General features: G+C 58.1%; 17 protein-coding genes and 4 pseudogenes. 9 read left to right on the forward strand and 12 right to left on the reverse strand.

Going from position 1 to position 20892, the window contains the following annotated elements:
• Nucleotides 1-1242 precede the first annotated feature (1242 nt).
• The 3 genes from RZS28_RS19655 (at nucleotide 1243) to RZS28_RS19665 (ending at nucleotide 2661) form a co-directional block, all read left to right on the forward strand.
• Nucleotides 1243-1443 (forward strand): CsbD family protein, encoded by a 201-nt coding sequence (locus RZS28_RS19655; protein WP_318655094.1) that lies wholly within the window; start codon nucleotides 1243-1245, stop codon nucleotides 1441-1443.
• A 126-nt stretch (nucleotides 1444-1569) separates the two neighbouring features.
• Nucleotides 1570-1698 carry a hypothetical protein gene (locus tag RZS28_RS19660; RefSeq protein ID WP_318655095.1) on the forward strand — a complete coding sequence of 43 codons (129 nt, stop codon included), beginning with the start codon at nucleotides 1570-1572 and terminating at the stop codon, nucleotides 1696-1698.
• A gap of 735 nt (nucleotides 1699-2433) precedes the next feature.
• On the forward strand, nucleotides 2434-2661 hold the full coding sequence (locus RZS28_RS19665) for a hypothetical protein (protein ID WP_318655097.1): 228 nt from the start codon (nucleotides 2434-2436) through the stop codon (nucleotides 2659-2661).
• A 627-nt stretch (nucleotides 2662-3288) separates the two neighbouring features.
• Here the strand turns inward: RZS28_RS19665 and RZS28_RS19670 are convergent.
• A pseudogene (locus tag RZS28_RS19670) lies at nucleotides 3289-4514 on the reverse strand (IS256 family transposase).
• 63 nt (nucleotides 4515-4577) lie between these two features.
• On the opposite strand from RZS28_RS19670, the pseudogene RZS28_RS19675 reads away from it, so the two are divergent.
• Together RZS28_RS19675 and RZS28_RS19680 are read left to right on the forward strand one after the other, a co-directional pair.
• Nucleotides 4578-5839: pseudogene (locus RZS28_RS19675) on the forward strand (NRAMP family divalent metal transporter).
• A 908-nt stretch (nucleotides 5840-6747) separates the two neighbouring features.
• Nucleotides 6748-7644, forward strand: coding sequence for a hypothetical protein (locus RZS28_RS19680; protein ID WP_318655098.1), 897 nt, complete (start codon nucleotides 6748-6750; stop codon nucleotides 7642-7644).
• A 520-nt stretch (nucleotides 7645-8164) separates the two neighbouring features.
• On the opposite strand, the gene RZS28_RS19685 is transcribed toward RZS28_RS19680, so the two are convergent.
• Together RZS28_RS19685 and RZS28_RS19690 are read right to left on the reverse strand one after the other, a co-directional pair.
• Nucleotides 8165-8404 carry a hypothetical protein gene (locus RZS28_RS19685; protein WP_318655099.1) on the reverse strand — a complete coding sequence of 80 codons (240 nt, stop codon included), beginning with the start codon at nucleotides 8402-8404 and terminating at the stop codon, nucleotides 8165-8167.
• A gap of 137 nt (nucleotides 8405-8541) precedes the next feature.
• Complete coding sequence (locus RZS28_RS19690; RefSeq protein ID WP_318655100.1) at nucleotides 8542-8934, reverse strand: PRC-barrel domain-containing protein; 393 nt, start codon at nucleotides 8932-8934, stop codon at nucleotides 8542-8544.
• A gap of 576 nt (nucleotides 8935-9510) precedes the next feature.
• Between RZS28_RS19690 and RZS28_RS19695 the strand changes: the two genes are divergently transcribed.
• Together RZS28_RS19695 and RZS28_RS19700 are read left to right on the forward strand one after the other, a co-directional pair.
• A complete protein-coding gene (locus tag RZS28_RS19695) occupies nucleotides 9511-9813 on the forward strand; it encodes a GlsB/YeaQ/YmgE family stress response membrane protein (RefSeq protein ID WP_318655283.1) in 303 nt (100 codons plus the stop codon).
• A 398-nt stretch (nucleotides 9814-10211) separates the two neighbouring features.
• Nucleotides 10212-11152 (forward strand): annotated as a pseudogene (locus tag RZS28_RS19700) (IS5 family transposase).
• Between the two features lie 259 nt (nucleotides 11153-11411).
• On the opposite strand, the gene RZS28_RS19705 reads toward RZS28_RS19700, so the two are convergent.
• From RZS28_RS19705 to RZS28_RS19735, 7 genes are all read right to left on the reverse strand, one after another.
• The gene (locus RZS28_RS19705; RefSeq protein ID WP_318655101.1) at nucleotides 11412-12269 is read right to left on the reverse strand and encodes a transglutaminase family protein; all 858 of its coding nucleotides are present in this window, start codon (nucleotides 12267-12269) and stop codon (nucleotides 11412-11414) included.
• Between the two features lie 233 nt (nucleotides 12270-12502).
• Nucleotides 12503-12718, reverse strand: a complete 216-nt coding sequence (locus RZS28_RS19710; RefSeq protein ID WP_318655102.1) for a CsbD family protein — start codon at nucleotides 12716-12718, stop codon at nucleotides 12503-12505.
• Between the two features lie 378 nt (nucleotides 12719-13096).
• Nucleotides 13097-13240, reverse strand: a complete 144-nt coding sequence (locus RZS28_RS19715; RefSeq protein WP_318655284.1) for a DUF3309 family protein — start codon at nucleotides 13238-13240, stop codon at nucleotides 13097-13099.
• A 120-nt stretch (nucleotides 13241-13360) separates the two neighbouring features.
• Nucleotides 13361-13840, reverse strand: coding sequence for a cupin domain-containing protein (locus RZS28_RS19720; RefSeq protein WP_318655285.1), 480 nt, complete (start codon nucleotides 13838-13840; stop codon nucleotides 13361-13363).
• Nucleotides 13841-14832: 992 nt separating this feature from the next.
• A complete protein-coding gene (locus tag RZS28_RS19725; RefSeq protein ID WP_318655103.1) occupies nucleotides 14833-14997 on the reverse strand; it encodes a DUF3309 family protein in 165 nt (54 codons plus the stop codon).
• Nucleotides 14998-15118: 121 nt separating this feature from the next.
• Nucleotides 15119-15265 (reverse strand): hypothetical protein, encoded by a 147-nt coding sequence (locus RZS28_RS19730; protein WP_318655104.1) that lies wholly within the window; start codon nucleotides 15263-15265, stop codon nucleotides 15119-15121.
• 98 nt (nucleotides 15266-15363) lie between these two features.
• Entirely contained in the window at nucleotides 15364-16146 is a 783-nt protein-coding gene (locus RZS28_RS19735; RefSeq protein WP_318655105.1) for a sensor histidine kinase, read from the reverse strand.
• 683 nt (nucleotides 16147-16829) lie between these two features.
• Here RZS28_RS19735 and RZS28_RS19740 point away from each other — a divergent pair.
• A complete protein-coding gene (locus RZS28_RS19740) occupies nucleotides 16830-17579 on the forward strand; it encodes a Crp/Fnr family transcriptional regulator (protein WP_318655106.1) in 750 nt (249 codons plus the stop codon).
• Nucleotides 17580-18291: 712 nt separating this feature from the next.
• The gene (locus tag RZS28_RS19745) at nucleotides 18292-18867 is read left to right on the forward strand and encodes a ferritin-like domain-containing protein (RefSeq protein ID WP_318655107.1); all 576 of its coding nucleotides are present in this window, start codon (nucleotides 18292-18294) and stop codon (nucleotides 18865-18867) included.
• A 27-nt stretch (nucleotides 18868-18894) separates the two neighbouring features.
• Here the strand turns inward: RZS28_RS19745 and RZS28_RS19750 are convergent, their stop codons facing one another.
• Together RZS28_RS19750 and RZS28_RS19755 are read right to left on the reverse strand one after the other, a co-directional pair.
• Nucleotides 18895-19236, reverse strand: a complete 342-nt coding sequence (locus RZS28_RS19750) for a hypothetical protein (protein ID WP_318655108.1) — start codon at nucleotides 19234-19236, stop codon at nucleotides 18895-18897.
• A gap of 118 nt (nucleotides 19237-19354) precedes the next feature.
• Nucleotides 19355-20850 (reverse strand): annotated as a pseudogene (locus RZS28_RS19755) (PQQ-dependent sugar dehydrogenase).
• Nucleotides 20851-20892 lie beyond the last annotated feature (42 nt).

A 20892-nucleotide genomic window follows, 5' to 3' on the forward strand; every position in this document is an offset into this window, starting at 1 on the left:
AAGCTGATTGACTTAAATCAATGGACTATTTTTGCCTGTGACAATCGCGCCGCTATTAGCCTCACAAACCAGTGCTGCCGGCCTCAAAATTCGTTTCTTTCGTTCGCCCGCAGATCGTAAAGCAGGAACTGCACGCGCCGCCGGCGTTGACTGTCATCGAGCGGCTGAGCTGCGTCGGATATTTGCTGCAAGGTAGCGCACTCGAATGTGAAGGTGGCCTCTGGCGCCTTGGCTTTCGCCACGCGTAGCCTTAGCCCCTGAAAGACTGCCACGGTGGTGCAAGCCGCAGCAGCCCTAGGTGGCAGGCCTTTCGTGGACCCATGAGGCCTCGTCGGTCGGATCCCCGCTCCCGATCCGCTCATTGTATCGCTTCCTCAAGTGCGCGCTCCCGCTTGCGGGAAGAAACCGACACAGCCGCCGTTCAGAGCGGATTGCACATGCGCCGCCTAGCTGTGATCCAGGATCGCGATCACGCCGGCCCATGTCGCTCCGGCGCATTACAGGCGCCAGATCATTGATCTAGGTCAATGCATCGAAGAGAATGCATGTACATATTTCCTGTGTCGGCGTGGATGGACGGCCGTGATCGGATGCAGGCTGCCCAATGCGGGCGAGCAAGCGGTCCTAGCGTATGCAGGAAATTAAACGACGGCCTAAGTAGTTTCTAATTCTACATCCCGGACGCCCCGTCGGCTATGATCGGCCAAAGTCCGACCAACCTTCCGGTGCGTGGTGCTGAGGTACGATGGCGGCGCTCGCTGGGTCTCGTTCGGGTCTAATGCGGCAGGAGCCCGCCGATTGAAACGAAGATAGATAATGAGCACGATTTTATTCGTGATTGTGCTGATCATTCTGCTCGGCGGAGGCCGGTTACTACGGCCACAGCCGCTATGGAACGGCTGGTCTAGGCGGCGTTCTTGGGCTGGTGCTCGTCGTGTTGTGTCGTGCTCTGGCTCCTCGGCGGCCTGAACCCCCGCTGACCGATCAGCGGGCCGCTATTTCGGCGGCGTAGCGGCAGGCGCTGGACATAATGCCTGCATTCCCAGCAAGTGGGATACAGAGCCGATATCGTCTATCGCGTTGTTTCACAATTCCGAACAGAGATCACAAGCAGGCTGTATGCAGTGTAGTCTCGAGTGGTCCCGCGCTCAGACACGAAGGGGCGCTCGATCGGAAGTCCGTTCGCGCGGAGGGCGCTGTCCCCCGGGTGACAACTGGCAAACCAACTGACAGGAGTGTTTCATGAATTGGGATCGTATCGAAGGTGACTGGAAGCAGTTTGTCGGCAAAGTCAAGGAAAAATGGGCCAAGCTCACTGACGACGATCTTGCCGCGATAGCCGGCAAGCGCGATCAGCTCGAAGGCAAGATCCAAGAGCGCTACGGCCATGCCAAGGACGTGGTGAAGAAGGATGTCGATGATTGGCATGCTAGCCTCAAATGAAAGCGGCCGAGGCGCGTTGAACCCTTGGCGTAGAAGGCGTGGCCCCGACACCGGGCCGCGCCCCCGCGTCGCGTATCTTGGGAATCAGGTGAAGCGGCGAAAGCACTAGAACTGGAGAATAGTCCGATGAAGCCAGTCACTATAGCAATCATCGGGGCGCTTGTCGTTACGGTGGCTGCGTTAGGATATTTTTATTATCAAAGGACGAGGAACGACATCACAATCGAACTGCCCAAGGTCGAGCTGAACCGCTAGCGGATTGCCGCTCGTTCGGCAGGGTGCGCAGGTTTTCGCTACGGAGGACTGCGTGGGTGTTCGACGAACGACCGAAGGTCCGAACTGAGTGTGGAAAGCGGGAGGAACCCTATTCACAATCTCTGGCCGCACCACCTAAGATCATTTCGTTACGAAATGTGACGCCGGGTTTAGCGGCCATTAGTTGCTCCGAGCGCCGCCGCCTCCAAGGCCCCTCGCTTCCGCATGGGACCAGTCCACCGGCGTCAATTCGGCGAGGGGCCACGCTTCAGATCATAGTCAAAGTTAGAATCGTCCGTGGGAAGCCAAGAGGAGAAGCGCGTGCGAACATTCATTCTGGTGACGACGTCGGCGATTTCGCTCACTGCGGGAAGTGCTCTTCATGTCGATCACGCGCAAGCGGCGCCATTGGTCAAGGGGCTGCAAGACGCCGGTCCTGTGAGTAGCATCGAGAATGTCCAGTTCTCCTTCGGCGGCCGCCGATATTGTTGGTATCCTGCGGGATGGCAAGGACCCGGGTGGTACTGGTGCGGCTATGCTCGGCGGCGTGGCCTCGGCTGGGGCGGCGGGCATGGCTGGCATGGTTGGAGTGCTCCGGGTCGTGGTGGTGGTGGCCAGGGCGGCCGTCACGACGGGGGTGGCGGTCGCCACGGTGGTGCTCACGGCGGCGAACGCGGCGGTCCAGGTGGTGACCAAGGCGGTCACAGCGGCGGAAGCGGCGCTCCGAAGCTGGCGGTGGCGCTGGCGCCGGGGGCGGCGGCGGCCCAGGTGGTGACCAAGGTGGTCACAGCGGCGGAAGCGGCGCTCCGAAGAGCGGTGGCGCTGGCGCCGGGGGCGGCGGCGGCCCAGGTGGTGACCAAGGTGGTCACAGCGGCGGAAGCGGCGCTCCGAAGAGCGGTGGCGCTGGCGCCGGGGGTGGCGGTGGTCCAGGTGCTGACCAAGGAGGCGGTGGCCGCTGAGTAAACTGCTCGAAGCACACGACTAGGTAGAAGAGTATCCTGCGGGGCCTTTCGCTCTCCCCGCTTTGTCCGCTGCACCGATCTGTTGTGATTTGCGCGGTGCCGAAGCGTAACATGAGTGAATCCGCCCTCATTAATCATGCAACTCCCATTTTGCTGGAGGTTGACCAGTGAATATGGGTCAACTTAACCTTTGTGGGAAGGCTTCGACCCGCGACTTTCGCTTTCCCGCTATCCAGTGAGCCATGAGATTCAGAAGAACGTTCAACTCTTGGAACCGGACGCGCCACTAAACGTTGTTAAAAAGTCAGAGTCCAGTCTGAGCAATACAGCTGCATTTCGAACACGCGTAGCGAGGGAAGACGTACATGGATGCGACCACGCTTCTTATCATTGTAATTATCGTTCTGCTGCTCGGCGGCGGCGGCTGGTACGGCCGTGGACGCTGGTTCTAATCTTTAAGGGATAGGCGGCCAGCTTTCCGGGCTGTCGGGAGCGTCAAACGGTCAAGGCCGAGCTTCCCTTGGAAGCTGGGACCGGTGACGCCGCTGCTAGTCGTTCAATGGCCGTACTTCGGGAGTGTCAGGGATTTTGTTTAAGGGCTTCCGTGATTGGTTGGTTTCTTTGACGGTCAACGCGCTGCGCCTGGAAAGCAATCACCGAACTGGATAGCAAATTTCCCCATCGCGGCCGTCAATTCAATCTCTCGGCGCCAGCGTAGGCCGGCATTTTTTATCGCGAGGTAGAGCAGCTTCAAGGCGGACTCGTCATTGGGAAACCTGCCGCGGGTGTTGATGATCTTGCGCAGCGAGCGGTTTAGCGCCTCAACGCAATTGGTTGTGTAGATCATTTTTCTGATGCTCGGGCCGAAGCCAAAAAATGGGATCACATGCTCCCAGGCCCTTACGCCAGATCGGGCCGATCGCCGGATAACGCTTGCCCCATTGGGCCTCGAATTCCTTGAGCCGGGTCAGCGCGATATCGGCGGCTTCGGCGCGGTAGATCGCCTTCAGCGATGGCATGATCGCCTTGCGATCCTTCCAGCTGACAAAGGCCAGGCTGTTCCTGATCAGATGAACAATGCAGGTCTGAACCAGGGTCTGGGGGAACACCGTCGTGATCGCCTCCGGAAAGCCCTTCAAGCCGTCGACGACCCCAATCAGAATATCGTTGACGCCTCTGGTCTTGAGCTCGTTGACGACTTTGAGCCAGAATTTTGCGCCCTCGGTCTGCTCGATCCAAAGACCCAGCACCTCTTTCTCGTCGTTGGCGTTGAATGCGAGCGCGACATAAACCGCCTTGTTCTTGAAGAGCCCCTCAGCGCGGATTTTGACCCGCAAGGCGTCGAAGAAAACGATCGGATAGACCGGATCGAGCGGCCGGCTCTGCCATTCACGGACCTCATCGAGGACGGCGTCGGTGACCCTGGAAATCAGGTCCGGCGAGACGTCAATCCCGTAAAGCTCGGTGAGATGGCCCTGGATCTCACGCACCGTCATGCCGCGCGCCTAAAAGAATCCTATCGTCAAAGCCCTTGAAGCGCGTCTGTCCTTTGGGGATCAATTGAGGCTCGAAGGTTCCGGCCCGATCTCTCGGCACGGCGATCTCGACTTCGCCGTCGCCCGTCAAAATGGTCTTCGAACTGACGCCATTCCGGTTGATGCCGCTGCCGCGGCCGGCTGGATCGCCTTTTTCGTAGGCGAGATGCTCGGTCAGCTCCGCCCCGAGAGCCCTGTCGATCAAGGCGTTCTTCAGCTGCTTGAAAACCCCTTCCTCGCCAAGCAGATCATCCGGCTTGGCGTAATTGGCCAAAAGCTGATCAAGCAGTTCCGGAGCTATCGTCGTTTCGTACGCCATGTGAGCCTCCTCGTAAAGGTAAACTCACGGAAACCTGCTTACACATCGTCTAGGACACCCTCAATTTTTTGGAACCGCCTGAAGGAACACCCCCTATCGCGAGTGGGACCGGGTCTTATCACTGGCGTGGCTGAGGACGACCCAAGTGGCATTGCGACTTACTCCCAGGCGGGCGCGCAATTCGGTCTCAACATGCTTTGAACGATGCCGCCGGCCTTTCCTTTGATGTCCGCGGTCCAGTCCATGTGCGCGCGGATCGGCCGGGTCACCGGGAAAGGACTTGCCGCCAACATCAAGGCCACGTTTCCGCCCATCGTGTTTCAGGGCGTAGTGCTACTCCTGCTAGTCGCCAATACCCTCAACATTGCCTCTGACGTCGCCGCCATGGGGGAAGTCGCGGAGCTCGTCGCAGGCTTCAATCGCCATCTCATGACGGCGTTTTTCGTGTTCGGAACGCTGCTTCTGCAGGTTTTGGTCCCATATCATCGCTACGTCTTTTTCCTGAAGTGGCTGACCCTCTCCCTGCTGGCCTACGCCGCGGTCCTGTTCACGGTTCACGTCCCTTGGGGTCAGGTCGCGCTGCGCACGGTCTTGCCCAGGTTCACGGCGAATTCTGACGCCGCCGCCGTGGTCGTCGGCCTATTCGGCACCACCATCAGTCCCTACCTCTTCTTCTGGCAGGCGTCCGTAGAGGTCGAGGACATGCAAGCAAAACAAGGCGCCGCGCCACTCATTCGCGATGCGGCTGCGGCAAGCGCCGAACTCCGCCGCATCCGGTGGGACACCTGGAACGGTATGATTTACTCTAACATCACGGCGTACTTCATCATCCTGGCCACCGCCGTCACACTCAACGTGGCCGGAGTTACCGACATCACTACGGCGGCCCAGGCGGCGAGCGCACTTCGGCCGCTCGCTGGCGACTTCGCATACATACTCTTCGCCCTTGGCATTCTCGGTGTAGGCTTGATCGGCGTGCCAGTGCTCGCGGGCTCTACCGACTATGCGCTTTCCGAGCTATGGGTTGGAAGTCAGGCCTTGAACGGAAGGCGGCCGACGCGCGCGGGTTCTACGGCATCATAGCGGTCAGCGTGCTCGCTGGACTCGGTGTCCAGTATTCCCCGATCAGTCCGATGAAGGCCTTTTTCTGGAGCGCGGTCATCAACGGCGTCGTGGCTGTGCCCCTCATGGCTGTGATCATCTTGCTGGTCTCCAAGAAATCCGTGATGGGCGCTTTCACAGCGAGTCGGTCGCTCATCATCCTCGGCTGGATCGCGACGGCGGTCATGGGGGCAGCGGCGGTGCGGATGCTCATCCCCAGCTAGGTCGGCGTCACCTTGCGGCAGAGAGATCGCTAACCACCGTTCGGCAATATTCAGGTCGGCAATGGCCTGACCCTGAAAGGCGATCCAGGTTCAATGTTAATGCGTTTTACATTGTGGTGACATGGGCGAAATGGTCCGGGTTTTGAGTTGGTCTTGTGGCGGATTTCCCAGAGTTGAAGCGGGAGATTGGCCATGACGAGGAAGCGGTTTACGGTTGAGCGCATCGTCGCGGTTCTGAAGCAGGCGGAATTGGGCTTGCCGGTTGCGGACCTGGTCCGGCAGGTCTCCTCCTCGCCGCGCTTTCGTCGCGCCACGTGGATCCAGCGCCCGCAATCCTTTTGTTTTAAGCTTGACCAAGATCAATGCGGGTTTCCGTCGACGCGGCATTGTTTCGCATGTTGAAGACGATCGGCGCGCAGCAATTATGCGTGGGACACCGGCAGTTTTTCGCTGACCGCGCCACGGTGAGGAAAGCCTGCGGAAAATGGTTAGGCAAGGTCACCATGAAAGTCTCACGGTTTGCGATCTTTTCATAGGTTTCATCGACTCGCCGGCGCCGCCCAGCAGGGTGCGTGGGACGGTTCTAGCGCTTTTCGAATTCGGGGACAGTGCGTGCTATCCAGCGCACGACCGTCGTATGGGCCAGAGAAACTCCTCGCTCGGCTATCGTTTCGACGGGATCGCGGAAGATGGACTGGAACCGAGGCGTCACCCATGCAGCGACGCCCCCGATGAAAGCCTCGGGAACGTCGGCGCGGTCAGGACATTGCCTAACCAAAAGCCCCCTTAGCGCTAGCTGGAATGACGACTAACGGGCAATACAAACATGCTTTGACTTCGCTCGCTTGATACGAGGCGCTTCTTGACTTTATCGCCCAATGGGCGCTGGCGAGCCCGGGAGAGACGCCATGGTTGATATGTTAAGCTCCGAATTTGACTCAGGAACGGAAGACGCCATGGTTGAAATGGTGACCGTCGAACTTCCATCTCGAAACAAAGAGACCGAAGAGGCTCAAGACCATGCCGTTTCATGGGCCGCGATTGTAGCCGGCGGCGTTGCGTCCGCGGCCTTAACGCTAGTGCTGCTGGCGTTTGGCGCGGGTATCGGTTTGTCCGCGGTCTCTCCCTGGGCAAATTCGGGGATCTCCACCACAACATTCAATATCGCCGCTGGGGCGTACCTTTGCATCATCGCAGTGATGGCGTCCAGCATCGGCGGCTATCTCGCGGGGCGCTTGCGCACCAAATGGGTCGGCGTTCATATCCATGAAGTTTATTTTCGTGACACGGCGCACGGCTTTCTCGCGTGGGCATTCGCAACGGTTCTCAGCGCGGCGGTGCTAGCTTCCACGGCAGCAAATATCGTTGGCGGCGCGGCGGCGGCCTTTACACAAGCAAACGGGTCCATGGTCGGTCAATCGGCTGGGCCCATGGCCGGCTTCGTGGATTTGTTGTTGCGCGCAAATCCCGCTACGACGCGAAGCAACGCGGTTGACGTTGCAGCCGCGCGGGCTGAATTTAATCGTCTCTTCACCGCGCGTCTCAGCAGTGGGGAGGAGTTTTCCCCCGCCGACCAAAGTTATTTGGCGCAGGTCGTCGCCGCGCGCGCGGGATTGAATCAGGAGGATGCCGAAAAGCGTGTGTCCCAGGTGATTGCCCAGGCCAAGAGCGCCGTCGACAGCGCGCGAAAGGCCGGCGCGCGATTTGCCCTCTGGTTGACCGCCTCCCTATTGTTAGGGGCTTTCTCCGCGAGTCTCGCTGCAACAGAGGGAGGAGGTCTCCGCGACGGAATTTGGAAATACTAGGTCACGGCGTCGTTAATCGTCAAGCTAATATGAAAGGAAACGTTATGGGCCGTTCGATTCTTCTTTGGCTGCTAGGGGTGCCAATCCCGATCATTATCCTGCTTGCTATTTTTCACCGCTAGGAGATGCGGTGTCGTAAGTAGACGGATGCAGTTAACAACGACGCTAACTGGAGCGCTTGGCGCAGCAAATAAGCCGCAGAACGGGAAAATGAGAAGTGACTACGATCTTGGATCATTGTCGTGGTGATCCTGCTGCTCGGCGGCGTTCTTGGCTTGGTGCTAATCATTCTTGTCGTGCTCTGGCTGGTCGGTGGCCTGCAGTCAACCGCCCCTGATCGGGATGACCGGCGGCGCTGTCCAAGCAATTCAGCTTAATCAACGCGCCCGAAGGGCGCGCGGAGAGAGACGCAGGCGACGCAGGCGCCGAACCCCAGGCTGACGGCTGCGAACAGGGCCACCGGCGACGACGCCGAGCGGTCAATCGCGCAAGCGCCGTTCAGCCTACGGCTCGTGCGCGATCAGCCGCGGAATCGACCGAACATACCGATTGACAGTCGGACGGCAAAAGCGATCAGCGCCGCCGTCACCGGATGATGCTCAATGCTGGCCTCGACTTCGCCGCTCGCCGCACGAATACGCTTTTGAGCATCGGCGGACGTGCTTGCGATCTTGTCCCTGGCGTCGCCGAGGGCATCGGAGACGCCAAGGCCGGCAGCACGCGTTTGATGTTGTACCAAGCCGCTGATCGCTTCGGCCACGTGCGCAATGTCCTGCCGAAGGGTGGCCGATGATCAAGGCGGTGATCTTTACTTCGGTCGATGACCCCAGCGTGCCCAGAAGAGCTCCTAAATCCCGACGCTGCTAAACCGGAGGAAGGAGCCTACGCCCCGGACAATCACTCCTTTGAGTATTCGAACGCAGGCAGCGCCTTAAGGCCGACCTTTGACGCGCCCGGCAGCACAATCTTGTTGTCGGCAAACTTGAGGCTATCGTAATGGACGACCACCAAGTGAGCGCCCATGCCCAAGAAGCCGCCGACCGACAGAACGGCGTAGGGCCCCTTTCCGTCGCGGGTTACAAGGAGGTCGTCAATCTTGCCTATCGTTTCGTTCGCTTCGTTGAAGACGCTGCTACCAATGAGCTTGGACGCCCGATAGCCGGCCGCCACGTCCCGCACATCGACCTTGACGATCTCTATCGACTGTCGAGCACCCTGCGCATTTGTTTGTCCAACGACAAGGCACACACACATCATTGCGGCGCCGGCAAGCAATATTGTTTTCTTCATGATTATTCTCCATGGCTGGTTCAAGCACTTTGTCGGGCAGCGATCAACGCGCCGATGAGAACAGTGGCTCGCTTCTAACGAAACGCAAAAGCCATGCACTGGCCCCTCGGCGAGATGATAAGCATAGTGTCTTTACGGCGCGCAGCAGCTGTAGTCGTTGATCTAGATCAGCCGGTATTCCGCCGCCACCGGTCCGAATTGGGTGCCTGAACTCTCCGCCGCGTAGAGCTTTTTGTCATGCCATGCGCTCTATTTCTATCGATCGAGGCCGCATTGTTCTTCGGTGACCGACGAATGCTGGAGGACAAATCAATGCAAGGTATAAGCGTGGGCGGCCTGGCTCTACCTCCTCATCCTCATTGCTGGCGTTTCGCAGACTCGGGCGCCGCCGAGGAACGGGCCGCTGCGAAATTCGCTCATAAACCCGCGGCTCGCGAGCCTTGTCTCGCTTCTTCCCATTGTTGCCTTTTTGACCTGCGGTCTTAAGAATTAATGTTGCGCGACACTTTTGATCGGTGTTGCGGTCTTGGCGGACGGTGCTACCATTGGCGACGCAAGGGCAACAGGGAGATCGTCATGTCGAACATTATCTGGATCATCGTGATCGGCTTCGTCGCCGGCATCATCGCGCGTTTCCTCTCGCCCGGTCCGAACAATTTGAACGGCTTCATACTGACGACCATGCTCGGGATCGCTGGAGCGTTCGTCGCGACCTTTATCGGCCAGACCATCGGTTGGTACCGGCTCGACCAGGGCGCGGGGCTCATCGGCGCGACTGTCGGCGCGCTGCTCGTCCTGTTCATCTGGAACCGGCTTGTGGCCCACGGCGTTCCAGCTGATCCGGGCAACCCCAACGCGCCGCCGCGCCGCTGGCTCTAAAGATCGTCAGGACGCGGTCGTGGCGTCCGGTCGATCGGCTTGCAAGGGCGTCGACACGACCACAGATAGTATTGTAGGCGGGGGCCATTCGGGAGGCGGACATGGGACTGCGCGATGTTTTCAATGGCATGCTGAATGGCCCGCGCGGCCAACGTCAGCCCAGCAGTAGTGGCAGCAGCGGTGGGAGGTCGCCGATCATGATCGCGCTCCTGGGTCTCCTCGCTTACTTGACGCTCAGGGGCAGAGGCGGTCCGGCTGCTCCCCCCGATTCGGGCAACAATCCCCGCGGCCCCAGCCCACCGCCGCGCCGCTGGCTCTAGGGAGCGTCGGCAAAAGGGGCAGGGTCCCGTTCGGCGGTAGAGCAGCTAAGCTTGTGCGAGAGACCATGGGTCCGCGCGATGAAGCAGCTGACATTTTCTGCGGGGGGGGTGAATGTTACCGCAACACGACGTGGCGGGCGGCGTTTCTGTGCGATATGGAGCGGTTCGTACCATGGGCGGACATGTACGCGCTGATTTAGCCCTTTTATCCCAGGCCTGGCAATGGACGACCTCCTTACGGGCTGGAGCGGATCCTCTGTATTTCACTGCTGCGCCAATGGTTCAACCTGTCCGACCCCGGCGTTGAAGAAGCGCTCTACGGCTCGGCGACAATGCGCGATTTCGCCAGGATGGATCTCGGCTGCGAGTCGGCGCCTGACGGGACCACAATCTGCCGTTTCCGGCACCTGCTCGAGACGCATGATCTTGGTCGCCGTCTGTTCGAGGAAGTCCATCGGCATCTCGAGGTGAATGGGCTGCAAGTGTCGACCGGCACGATCGTCCACGCCACGATTATTCATGCGCCGTGCTCGACGAAAAATGCGGATCGGGCGCGTGATCCCGACATGAGTCAGACCCGCAAGGTGAACCAATGGTATTTCGGCATGAAGGCGCATATTGGTGTCGACAGCAAGGCCAAGCTCATTCATTCTGCGGTGGCGACCCCCAGCCAATGTCGCCGACTGTCATCTTCTGCCGGATCTCCCGCATGGGAAGGGAACCCGCGTCTGGGGCGATCAGGCCTATCGCGGCCAGAGGAAGGTGATCATCGAGCACGTGCCGCGGACGATGGATTTCACCAATCACCTCTGCCGGCGCAATGGCTTCGTCGACGAGGCGGAGCGGGCGAAGAGCCGGAGCAAGTCGAAAGTGCGTTCTTTATCATCAAGCGGGTATTCGGCTTCGCCACGGTCCGCTACCGCGGGCCGGACAAGAACGCGCATCGGTTGTTTGTAACCTGTTCGCTCTCCAATCTTTTTATATCCCGCCGCCACCTGTTGCGGGCGCGCCCCGCGTAGCGAGGCCAATAGGTGAAATTCGCCGCATAACACGGCAAAAGCCGTCAAAGGGTCGCTGCGGTTGCCGCTACAAAAATGGATAGACAGCGCCTACAAAAGGAGAAAACCCGCGGTTCCGCCAAAACGACCCCTTACGCAGAGCTGCCCTAGGCGTGACAATTCCGGTCATTCTCCTGCTCGCTATTTTCCACCGTTATCGGAGTCAACCACACAAGTAGACGTTGCAGTTAACGATCCCCGTCGGGGCGCCTCCACTCGATCACAGAGCTCGTGTTCGCGCGCTGCGGCTTAGGAGTTCCTGCAGAACAGCCGCGTCCACTTCATCTGTCCAGACTCGGAATGTCTTCAATATGTGAGGACCAAACGACGTCACGAGCGAAATATCCGCGGCGTCGCGTCCGCGGGCGACGGTGATGCGGCCGATGCGCGGCGTATTGTGGCGTGCGTCGAAGGTGAACCAGCGTCCGTCGAGAAAGACTTCGAACCAGGCGTTGTAGTCCATCGGCGAGGGGTCCGGCGGCACGCCGATGTCCCCCAAAAAGCCATTCGCGTAACGCGCCGGAATATTCATGCAGCGGCAGAAAGCCACGGCGAGATGGGCGAAATCCCGGCAAACGCCGATCCGCTCCTGGTAGGCTTCAAAAGCAGTGCGGGTCGAGCGGGCATGTTCGTAGCCGAAGGTCAGATGATCGCAGACGAAATCGCAGATAGCCTGAACCCGCCGCCAGCCGTGCGGGCTCGATCCGAAATGGCCCCAGGCGATGTCGGCGAGCCGGTCGGTTTCGCAATAACGGCTGCCGAGCAGAAACAGCAAACTCTCGTTGGGCAATTGCTCAACGGGAACCTCGTTCGCGTCAAGCTCGACAGGGTCCGGCAGTCCGCTGTCCGCGATGACGGCGTCGCAGGTAATCCTGAGGTCGCCGGCAGGCGCGATAAATCTCCGCACCGTATTGCCGAATGTATCGATATAGGTCGCTGTCGGAATCGCCGGAATTGTCATCGGCGGCGTCTCATAGCGCAGCTCCTGGGACCGCTCGCGATGCGCGTCGAGGAGGCAAATCGTCAATGTCGGCTGCGGGCAATTGAACGTCAATTCATAGCCGTATCGTATGAGCATGAGCCGATTCCGACTTCGACGCGTGAAGGCGCGCTCGTCGGCTTCCGTAAAGCGGGCTTTGGCTCAGAACCTGAATGTCGAAAGGGGGAGGCCCGATTCGCGACAGGATCATTCTCGTTACTAAGCATCCGCAAAAAAATCATGTGCCGATGCGAGGCCATCGACCGGGAGCATAAGCAAAGTCGCTTTGCGACAGGCCGGCCGTGATAGGCCGGCCATGCCTTCCTCTGCGACTAGAGTTTCTTATTGATCACGTCGGCCACCTTGTTCGCGCCGTGCTTGATCGCTTCCTTTGCATCGCCGACAGCCTTTTGGCCTTCACCTTTGGCTTCTTGGACAATCCCTTCCGCCTCAAGTTTGTCGGAGCCGACCGCCTTGCCGACGGCTTGCTTGGCGTTTCCGACCGTTGCGTTGGCGACGCCAGTTACTTTGTCCGTTGTGCTGCTCATGATTTAACTCCACAAAAATAGGATGGCTCTAAAGCCAGCCAGGGTGACAACTGATGTTCGACCACAAGGTTCCGGAATAAACTTCTATATTTCGAGCCGGAAAGCCCATTGAAAGGAAACCACAGTTCTATTTTAGTTGAATACGTCACTATAACGGCAACAGCACATAATGTCTATAACGCTCGTTATAAAATGTTTGTCAGATAACATTCGTTCGTGCGACTGCAATAGTTTCCATCAGCTAGGAAGCGAGCTTGTACTCGATTCCTAAGCTTATCAATCTGAAGCAATAACGCCTCTGGGCGGCATAACGCAGGCTTTGGCTGTGCTAGCGTCCCGCATTCGCACTGAAATCAAAGTCTCCGTGCGTTGACGAACTCAAATTCGGCCGAGAACGACGAGCACAAGCACAACGAGGAGCACTGTTCCCAGAAGACCCGATGGACCGTAGCCCCAGTTGGCGCTGTGCGGCCAAGTCGGAAAGGCGCCGATGAGCAAGAGGATAGGAAGGACAAGGAGGATTGTTCCGTGTCTGTCCGGTTAAGACAGACACCCACTACATATAGGGATGCGGTAGCCATTCTTACTGCGGCGGCAATGCGCTATAAGCTGAAATGCTCCCGTTCCTGCAGATCAATTGGGTCACCCGTGTTTGTCGGGCGCATGTTTTGGCTGCACTGACCAGGCCGCTGGCTCGTCGTCCTTGTCGGCTTCGGCCGCCGCCGCCGTCGCCTGCACCTTGTCGGGCGTGTGATGGGCGGGCGCGTAGAGAGCATAGACCTGCATTGGCGTCGCGCCGATATTGGTGATGTTGTGCCAGGTCCACGCCGGAACGTGGACGCACCAGCCGTCTGAAACTTCCCTTTCGAAAGTCAGTTTGTCCTTCGCGGCTCCCATCTGCACTCGGCCGCTGCCAGCGTCGAGGCGCAGGAACTGATCGGTCTCCGCATGCGCTTCAAGGCCAATGTCTCCGCCAGCGGGGATCGACATCAGCGTCACTTGCAGGTAGCGCCCGCTCCAAGCGACTGAACGGTAATTTGTGTTTTCCTTCGTCGCGCGTTCAATGTCGAATGATTGCGGCTGTGGCCCAATGTCTTTGATCCTGTCAGCAGTGCTGCCCATGACTGATCTCCTCAAGATTGCGGGCGATGCATTGTCTCGCATTGCCATCGGCAATTTGTTGCTCATCGCGATGACAATATCGCGCCATCCTTCGACAGCGGGAAGGTTCGGAACATACCCAGTCAATGCTGTATTCAGGGGCGTGATTGCTTCGGGATAGCCGTCATCGCTTCTCGCCCCGAGGCCATCCGTCATGCGGTCCGGCTCAATCTTCGGTTCACAGCTCGCGTCGATCCAAATCTAGGCTTTTCCGAAAGACTTCCGCCGCCGCCAAGGTCTCAGTTGGGTCACGTGCCGCCAATCAGCGGCGTCGGCGCGGCGCATCGGACGCTCTACATATAGTGGGTGTCTGTCTTGACCGGATAGGCACGGATTGTTCCAAGTGACATGGCGCTTAAGCCTTCTCTAGTCATAAAGACCGCGAGAGTAACCATACACCTGAACTGGGACTTGAGCGCTTGATCTAGCTCAATACGCACAACTCAGAGACGAAAAAGTGCATCCCCGCCCACCGCTCTCGCTTCCGTCCGAACCATTCCTGACGCCGAGATGCTGCGTTTGCTGCCGGCACGGAGGACGCGAAATGGGGAGGCGCCACGTCTGCGAAGCGCCGCGCGAGGAAAGCGGACGGGACCATGCCTCTATTTGAGGTGCTTGGTCCAAAGATTGGTTTCAAGCTCGGCCTGCTCCTTTGCTTGGCCGTAACGCCCGTTTGAGAAAGGCCGCTCAATGCGTCGCGCCTTCCTTTTGCGAGCTCAACATCGTCATAAGCCAGCTTGCCCCATTGCGACCTAACCTTGCCTTTGAGGTACTTCCAGTTTCCTTCGATTTTGTCCCAGTTCATAAATCACGCCTGCTTCCTGGTCCTCGATACTTTGACGCGACCTGAGTGCACCATTTTCGCTATTGACGACTCGATCCCAGCCAGCTCGCGCTGGGGCCGCGAATTTGCGCTTCTCCAAGCTGCAGCGCTCGCCATTACGCCGGTGAAATCAAAGCCGCCCCATGAGAAGCAATACGACGACGACAATCAGGATGACGCCGATGACGCCGACGCCGCCGTGACCATAGCCATAGCCATAGCCGCCGAAGCGGCCACTAAAGCCGCCAAGCAAGAAGATGATAAGGATGATGACGAGTATGAGTCCGAGTGACATAACCTATCTCCCATTCCTGAACCTAGCCGAACATTGAGCCTTTTCGCATTCCGACTGTGAAGACCGTCATCGACATTTGCGAATGACGCGCGATCGAGGGCGACCTTATGAACTCGCAGAACTACTTCTTCTCGATGGAGATTCCACTTTTGTCGAGGTTGATCTCGATGCCAGTGGTCTTCTGCCGCTCCTGGTAGAGCTGATAGCTCAAGACCCCTGTCGTGACTGCGAGCGCGCCGATGATGAGGTAGAGAACGTTGCGATTCATCGTCGGGAAGTCCTCCTATTTACCTCGCCCGGACTCCACGACTCCAGCGTTGCGAGCAGAGCTATCATCGGACCCGATCGGCTCCGATTTGCCAGCAATCAGGAGAATAGCACCGTATACCGGGCGCCTTGGTTCTTATCTCCTCGACCGATCCGCAATTCACCGCCGATCTGTTGGACAAAAGAGCGAATAATCCTCATCCCCAATCCTTTGCAGGCGGCTGGATCAAATCCCTCCGGCAAAACCGGGCCATCATTGGCGACCGACAGGGCGTAGCCCTTTACAGGATTTGCCTCCAACCTGACCGTGATCTGGCCTTTGCCGTATTTCGCTGCGTTCGTGATCAGTTCGTTGACGATGAAGCCGAGCGGAATGGCGGTGGCGGTGAGCAGTTTGATTTCAATCGCCTCGACGACGATGGCCTGCTCTGGGCGATCCTCGGAGTGCAACATCGTGGAAAAATCCCGACAAAGATCCTCAAGGTATTGCTTGAACTCAACCGCTTTTACGCCATCCAAATAATGGAGCCGCCAGTGGACGCGCTCGATCGTGGCCACGCGATTGGCTGCGACGGCCAATTGCGACGCCGCCTCGGCATTCGTCGACGCCCGACTTTGCAGCGAAAGCAGGCTTACGATCATCTGCAGCCCATTCAACAGTCTATGATTGGACTCCTTGCTCAAAATCTCCTGTTGTTGGATCAACGCGTCTTTTTGCCGTAGCAGCGCTTCCTCCCGAGCGAGAGCGTCTCGCAACAGACGCTCTGTGCATCTATGCCTAGTCAGTTCGCGTTCGTAGCTCGCGTTCGTGCGGCGCCCCGGGCTTTCAAATATGGTGTTTGAAGTTAAGCCCGCGCGGTGCAGCAGATGTTCGATGGTCATATCGTCAGCCTTGCCTGTGGGCGCTGGAATCCGTTGCCTGGACACCCGTAACAGACGAAAGCTGCGACGGAGACAGCTAAATTGCATTGATCCAAATCAGTTATGTCGGATAGTAGACATTGATTGTAGCTTCGAACTTTTCGGTGTGCCGCCGCTTCCTGCAGTTGAAGGCGCAGAAATCGACATGGGTCCCATTAAGCGTTGGAGGGAATTCAACGACGACTGTTTCGGCAATCAAGGCGCATAAACGACAGGTTGCGATATGAATCCACGCAAGGGACGTTCGCGCCTGTACGCCGTATTCTTTCGTCCTGACATATCTCGCAGCGAGGCCGACGGATGGCTGTACCGAATTCGGATATGAAGTTGATGGGCATGCCCGCACGCACGCTTTGTCGTGGCGTCTCAACTATTGCCACCCTATGCCCCTTGCGGAGCAAAGTCGATGGAAATGTCCGATGCAAGACATTGACCTTGCCACAACCAGGAAAAAGGCGCAGCCTTGATCGATGAACGGCGGTTAGGCGCAGTCGATTAGGCCGAGCATTAAGACGCAAGGGAAATGGCTGCCGAGGACGGGGCCTAGTGGGAGCATCCCGCGCCGGCTCCAAAAAATGAAATAGGTGGTCAGTCGGTTCGGCACCCGTGAAACCATTTAAGCAAGACTGAAGAGGAGGAGCAAGGTGGTGGAGAGCCGCGAGGCTGCGCTCCCGCTTTCCAACCGGTTGCTGGGTTTGCTGCCGCAAGAGGATTACGAACGGCTTCGCCCGCAACTTCAACCTATTCCGCTGGAGTACCGGCAGTCTCTTTATCGCGCTGATAAACCCATTCGGTTTGTCTATTTTATCGAGACTGGCGTCGGCTCCCTGGTAAATACCATGGCGAACGGCGACGCCGCGGAGGTCGGAACGATCGGAAATGAAGGCGTGGTTGGCTTACCCCTTGTCTTTGGGGACAACAGGGCTCCCACCAGCGTTTACATACAGGTTCCTGGCGCTGGTCTGAGAATGAAGGCGACGCTGTTCAAGGAGGAACTGGCGCAAAGCGCTTCGATACGAAAGGTAATGTTTCGCTATGCTCACGCTTTCTTCAACCAGGTCGCGCAGTCCGCCGCGTGCAATCACTTTCATACAATACAGCAACGATGTTGTCGTTGGTTGCTCATGACGCACGATCGCATGCAATCGGATGAGTTTCTGCTCACGCAGGAATTCCTGGCGATGATGCTAGGGGTGCAGCGGACCGGCGTTACCGCTGCGGCAGGCGCGTTGCAGCGGGCGGGCCTCATCCGCTATAGACGTGGGAACGTCACGATCCTCGATCGTCGCGGGCTCGAGAATCTCACGTGCGAGTGCTACGGCGTTTCGAAGATGGAGTTTGATCGTCTACTCGGCAATCGAGCGACACGCACAGCCCGCTCGGGGAAAATATAAAGTATATACATTTGGTTGGTGGGGCGGGGATCATCACGGCGGCATATATCTGCCACAGCTGAACCGGCCTCTGCGTGAAAAGTTAGCGCCATTTCAACAAAAATAGTCCTGCCCATTTGTCTTCGTAGAACGTAGCGCCCTCTGACGGCCGGTGGAATTGCAGCTAGGGGACCCCAGGGAGGACCACTTTGCCGCGGCTTCGTCATTTTCGCAAGGATCGCAAGTCAGAGCAATCAGAACTTGCCCATTCTTAACCTCCAAAGGATCAACACGGTTGTTGATCCTCTGGAGTTAAATTGAGGGATCGTTTTGGGAGCGCGGTCTGAGCGGTGAGGCGATGTGGAGGCCGATGAACGAGGGCGTACAGTCCACAAGCGAACCAGTTTGGCGTCATAGACCTTTCACGTTCTGATAATCTGCTTCGACAGCTACGCAGTTCCCGGACCAACTGTGCAAGCCATCTGACAAGGAGGCCGATCAACAGAGCGATGATGACACTGACAGCGGGTCAAGACGCGAATGTCCGATACGTCGCGGCAAACTCGCTGTGCCGGTTTAATAATTGCATGCATACTTGTATGTGCATATGCAGCAGCGTAAACTGACCCCGAGCCGGGAGCCATCCAGCAGCCGTAGCGCCGCTGATCTGAAGAGAGCGAGGGGGGAACCCCACCGCGTTCATCGACTCCTCACGCGAACATTGGAGCCAGCCGTGAAGCACACCTCCGCCGCCGAGAAGCAGACAACCGAACCGTTCCTGAGCGACGTCAAAACCCTGCGTGAACGGGCGCGTCAGCACATTGAGCGGGGGGTGGTCAGCAAAACGTATGTCGGCGACGTCGCCCGCACCATTGAGCTCCTGCAGACCGTTCTAGCCACCGAACTGGTCTGCGTGCTACGCTATACTCAGCATTCAATCGCCGCCACCGGCCTTGCCAGCGAAGGCGTCAAGACGGAGTTCGCCGCGCACGCTAAAGAAGAGCAAGAACACGCAATGGCCGTGGCCGAACGCATCAGCCAGCTAGGCGGCCAACCGAATTTCGACCCCAAGGGTTTGGCCAGCCGTTCGGCATCCGAATACGCGACCGGTTCCGATCTGGTCGCGATGATTCGCGAAAACCTGATCGCCGAACGGATTGCCGTCGACCACTACCGGGAACTGATCCGCTTCTTCGGCGATGATGACCCGACCACGCGCGTAATGATCGAATCAATTCTGGCGGTCGAGGAGGAGCACGCTAACGACATGCAGGATCTATTGGCCACCCACGAGGGAGCTAAGTCATAGCCTCGGCCGCGCTTCGGCGCGTACCGTTCACGGCGGCCGACCTACTTGGTCCAATCGACATTCTGGAGTCACGAAGCGTTTACGCAGTGATTCATTCCGCTCTGGATTTGACGGTTCCGGGGGGATGGAAGGCCCGGTCGACGACGTGGCGTTCAATACGTTCGCGTTTTGGTCAAGGTGAATTCCGTAGCCTTCCAGTTCCTCATCCTGAAAGACGATGATCGGGAACGCGTTTCGGGTTGGCGCGAAATCGTTGTTCTGACGTCCGAAAGGCCGGCCAGGTAACCCGGCGATGTCGTCAGCGGGCACGATGCCTTTCGACATCTTCTCGCTGGCGCGCAGTGGTGGCGATGTGATCAGGCAAGTCATGCGACCGAGTTCCTGCGAGATGAAAGATGCGCCAAGAGCGAAGCAGATAGCGCCCGTAGGGGATTCTTTCGGTCTTGTCTAGCCGGATTGCGTTCGTGTGCAAATGGGATGGCTCAGCTCAGCGTCCGGTCGTCGCCTTGGTTACCGTAGGCCCGACTCGCCATATACAGTTGCCAACATCATCGGCAACCAGGAGGGTTCCGGTACGATCGATGGCGACCCCAACCGGACGACCAAATGCCTCGTCTCCCACACTGATAAAGCCGGTGAGAACATCAATCGGCAGTCCTGAAGGACGCCCATCCGAGAATGGCACAAAGATAACTTTATATCCACTACGAGGTTTGCGGTTCCATGATCCGTGTTGGCCGATGAAAGCGCCATGTCGGTATTGCTCGGGCAAAAAGGAGCCTTTGGAGAATACTAGTCCTAGGGAAGCTGTATGATTTCCAAGGGCGTAATCGGGTTTTATCGCTTTGGCCACCAAATCTGGCCGCTGGGGAGAAACCCGAGGATCCAGGTGCTGGCCGTAGTAGCTGAAGGGCCAGCCATAAAACCCGCCCTCCGTCACCGAAGTGAGGTAGTCCGGCACAAGATCGCTGCCAAGTTCGTCGCGTTCGTTGACAACCGTCCAAAGAGCGCCGGTTTCGGGCTCCCAATCCATCCCGTTCGGATTGCGTAAACCTGACGCGAACACGTGAGCTTTGCCTGTTGCTGACTCCACTTCGAGAATTGCCGCGCGATCCTCCTCTTTGTCCAAACCATTTTCCGCCGCGTTGCTGTTCGATCCGACGGTCACGTAAAGGCGCGAGCCGTCACGGGTCGCGATGAGGTTCTTAGTCCAGTGATGATTGATTTGGCCGGCGGGCGGCTCGGTGACTTTTTCGCCAGGGCCCTTTATCTGCGTTTCGCCGTCGAGATAGGTGAAGCGCATGATCGCATCCGTATTGGCGACATAAAGATCATGGCCAACGAGGGCCATGCCAAATGGTGAATTCAACCCTTGAAGAAAAACCGTTCGCATCTCCGCTCGGTGACTTTTTCGCCAGGGCCCTTTATCTGCGTTTCGCCGTCGAGATAGGTGAAGCGCATGATCGCATCCGTATTGGCGACATAAAGATCATGGCCAACGAGGGCCATGCCAAATGGTGAATTCAACCCTTGAAGAAAAACCGTTCGCATCTCCGCGATTCCGTCGCCGTCGCCGTCGCGCAACAATGTGATGCGGTTGGCGCTCGGAACGCCAGCGCCTGCGCGGCCCTGCACCAATCGGGAAATCCAGCCCTTAATCCCCCGCTCGTCCTCCGGCCGGGGTGGAGCGTTGGTTTCGGCAACGAGAACGTCACCGTTCGGGAGAACGTAAAGCCAACGAGGATGGTCAAGGTTGGCCGCGAAGGCTTGTACCGAAAGGTCGGCTGAGGGTGCGGGGCTTGCTCCTTTCGGCCAACCCTTCGCTGGTGCGATATTGAGGGTCGGGACAAGTGTTTGAGTAGGCTCGGGCAACGCTGGATTTGCGCCGAATGCCGCTTCCTCCGGCAATTTCGCTTGGTCCCCGCAGGCGACCAGAAACAAGGCCATCGATCCGGGGATCAAAGCCTTCGCTATCATAATCATAGGGAGCCTTGCCTCTTGCGTTGTTTTGGCTTGGAAAGCCGG

It is taken from the genome of Methylocapsa polymorpha (assembly GCF_045689225.1).
Lineage (GTDB): Bacteria > Pseudomonadota > Alphaproteobacteria > Rhizobiales > Beijerinckiaceae > Methylocapsa > Methylocapsa polymorpha.

What these genes read in the sequence shown, in the direction of transcription:
- RZS28_RS19655 (WP_318655094.1), top strand. Translation starts at nt 1,243, where the DNA reads ATGAATTGGGATCGTATCGAAGGTGACTGGAAGCAGTTTGTCGGCAAA.
- RZS28_RS19660 (WP_318655095.1), top strand. Translation starts at nt 1,570, where the DNA reads ATGAAGCCAGTCACTATAGCAATCATCGGGGCGCTTGTCGTTACGGTG.
- RZS28_RS19680 (WP_318655098.1), top strand. Translation starts at nt 6,748, where the DNA reads ATGGTTGATATGTTAAGCTCCGAATTTGACTCAGGAACGGAAGACGCC.
- RZS28_RS19690 (WP_318655100.1), bottom strand. Translation starts at nt 8,934, where the DNA reads ATGAAGAAAACAATATTGCTTGCCGGCGCCGCAATGATGTGTGTGTGC.
- RZS28_RS19695 (WP_318655283.1), top strand. Translation starts at nt 9,511, where the DNA reads ATGTCGAACATTATCTGGATCATCGTGATCGGCTTCGTCGCCGGCATC.
- RZS28_RS19705 (WP_318655101.1), bottom strand. Translation starts at nt 12,269, where the DNA reads ATGCTCATACGATACGGCTATGAATTGACGTTCAATTGCCCGCAGCCG.
- RZS28_RS19710 (WP_318655102.1), bottom strand. Translation starts at nt 12,718, where the DNA reads ATGAGCAGCACAACGGACAAAGTAACTGGCGTCGCCAACGCAACGGTC.
- RZS28_RS19720 (WP_318655285.1), bottom strand. Translation starts at nt 13,840, where the DNA reads ATGGGCAGCACTGCTGACAGGATCAAAGACATTGGGCCACAGCCGCAA.
- RZS28_RS19725 (WP_318655103.1), bottom strand. Translation starts at nt 14,997, where the DNA reads ATGTCACTCGGACTCATACTCGTCATCATCCTTATCATCTTCTTGCTT.
- RZS28_RS19730 (WP_318655104.1), bottom strand. Translation starts at nt 15,265, where the DNA reads ATGAATCGCAACGTTCTCTACCTCATCATCGGCGCGCTCGCAGTCACG.
- RZS28_RS19735 (WP_318655105.1), bottom strand. Translation starts at nt 16,146, where the DNA reads ATGACCATCGAACATCTGCTGCACCGCGCGGGCTTAACTTCAAACACC.
- RZS28_RS19750 (WP_318655108.1), bottom strand. Translation starts at nt 19,236, where the DNA reads ATGACTTGCCTGATCACATCGCCACCACTGCGCGCCAGCGAGAAGATG.